The 2,048-nt window shown below is 64.9% G+C and carries 3 protein-coding genes; all 3 read left to right on the forward strand.

All coding sequences use genetic code 11. The features are described from left to right. The first annotated feature begins 50 nt into the window (after positions 1-50). On the forward strand, positions 51-938 hold the full coding sequence (locus EDL96_RS13265) for an IS5 family transposase (RefSeq protein ID WP_123826702.1): 888 nt from the start codon (positions 51-53) through the stop codon (positions 936-938). Between the two features lie 370 nt (positions 939-1,308). Continuing rightward, positions 1,309-1,593, forward strand: a complete 285-nt coding sequence (locus EDL96_RS13275) for an ArsR/SmtB family transcription factor (RefSeq protein ID WP_233568903.1) — start codon at positions 1,309-1,311, stop codon at positions 1,591-1,593. Beyond that, positions 1,590-1,811, forward strand: coding sequence for a hypothetical protein (locus EDL96_RS13280; RefSeq protein WP_025403776.1), 222 nt, complete (start codon positions 1,590-1,592; stop codon positions 1,809-1,811). Before EDL96_RS13275 ends, EDL96_RS13280 begins: the two co-directional genes overlap by 4 nt. The last annotated feature ends 237 nt before the right edge of the window (positions 1,812-2,048 follow it).

Here is a 2,048-nt window from a genome sequence, read left to right on the forward strand (position 1 = left end):
CTAGCGCGTGTCTCCTAAGTTCGTGAGGACGCGGGGGTGACGGTAGGTCAATGAGCCGGCGAAGCGTGTTGTCCGATACCCAATGGGAGACGATCCAGCCCTTGCTCCCCGCTCAGCGCCCCTGGTCAGGGAGGCCGAGACGGGATCATAGACAGGTGGTCGAGGGGATCATCTACCGCTACCGGTGCGGGATCGCCTGGCGCGATCTCCCCGCCGACTTCGGGCCCTGGCAGACAGTCTGGAAGCGCCACCGCGCCTGGGCAGTTGATGGCACCTGGGACCAGGTCCTCTACGCGCTCCTGGTCCGTGCCGACGCGGACGGTGACCTGGACTGGTCGGTCGCGGTCGACTCCACGATCTGCCGCGCTCACCAGCACGGCACCACCCTCGAGCGCACCACGGGGGCGCAGTGGAATCACAAGAATCTCCGCGTCGAGCCAGCTGATCACGCGCTGGGCCGTTCCCGCGGCGGGCTCTCGACGAAGATCCATCAGCTCGTCGATGGACACGGCCTACCGCTGGTAATCCTCTGCGGACCCGGTCAGGGAGGGGACTCACCGATGCTCGCCCCACTGCTCGACGCCCTCTCCGTCGCCCGCAAGGGACCAGGTAGACCGCGCACCAGACCGGACATGTTGCGCGGCGACAAGGCCTACTCCTCCCGCGCCACCCGCCAGACTCTGCGCCGTCGCGGGATCAAGGCCGTGATCCCCGAACCCAGCGACCAGCAGCAACACCGTCGCAACCGCGGTTCACGCGGCGGACGCCCCGTGGGTCTCGACATGGAGGCCTATCGCGGCCGCAACGTCATCGAGCGCGGCTACAGCGACGTGAAGCAATGGCGCGGCCTGGCCACCCGCTACGACAAACTCGGCCTGACCTACCGAGCCGGAGCCGTCCTCCGCGCGATCAGCCAGTGGCTCAACCACCTCGTTTGACGAGGTTTCGGGATATCGCTCCCAGACCTACGCACTCGTCCGTTCCGGGGAGCTGCGCTCGGTCCAAGTCGGCGTCCGTGGGCAGTTGCGCGCCGAGCACCCCGAGCTCGAGGCGTCCATCCAGCGCTGCGGCGAGGAGACTGCGCAGCTCGTCGCGCGCAAGGAGGAGGCGACCCCATGAGGTCGACCCCTCCCGTACTCGCCGGCGGTGCAGGCCGGCCCGCAGTTCGACCGGCCACCCCGGGTGAGCAGCCAGCGTCTCCGCCAGACCCGGCAGAACTTGCGCACCGCTGACTGTAAACATATACTTACACCTGACATCGTTCGATTACGATCCGGAGGGGTAATGGACGCAGCACGGCTCGCTCAGATGCTCAGTGCTCTCGGAAGTGAGCCTCGGTTGCGAATTATCGCCTCCCTAAAGACGGAGTCGACCCATGTCAGTGAGCTGGCCCGCCGACTCGGGATGTCTCGGCCACTGCTCTACCAGCACCTCAACCGCTTGGAAGCTGCTCGACTCATCGAGAGTGGCCTGGAACAGCTCGGAGAGAGCCGAGTGAGGAAGCACTACTGGGTCGCTCCGTTTCGGCTTGAAATAACTCCAGACCACATTGTGCACCTGATTAATCAAGAACAGGAAAGGGAATCTTCGTGACACTTACCGCTACCGTATTTGTTATCATCCTCGCCGCCGCGCTACCACTCGCGATCTTCGTTGTTCTTACCGTCTGGGTGGTACGCACCGTCACCAGCGCACGACGCGAAACGGCGACGGCGATCGATGGTTCGAACCAACTCATCGTGGAGCACCTACGCAACATCACCGAGCGGTTGGATCGGATTGAGGCCCAACTCAGCGAGGTCCCCGAGTAATCAGGCCCTCCAGAGAGCCGGTGACCGCCACGCCCCTCTTCATGACGCTGGAGGGCGTGCAGACCATCATGTCCATTGGCCGCTCCCAGCCCTACGCACTCGTCCGCTCCGGTGACCTGTGAGCGATCCAGACCGGCGGCCGCGGACTTTGGCGCGTCGAGTGCCCCGGGCTCGAGGCATCCAAGCCCACCCACCGTCAGACCTCCAACCTCCACGACCTTAAGAGACACGCCCTAG

The sequence above is a fragment of the Kocuria soli genome, assembly GCF_003797835.1.
In the GTDB taxonomy this organism is placed as follows: Bacteria; Actinomycetota; Actinomycetes; order Actinomycetales; family Micrococcaceae; genus Kocuria; species Kocuria soli.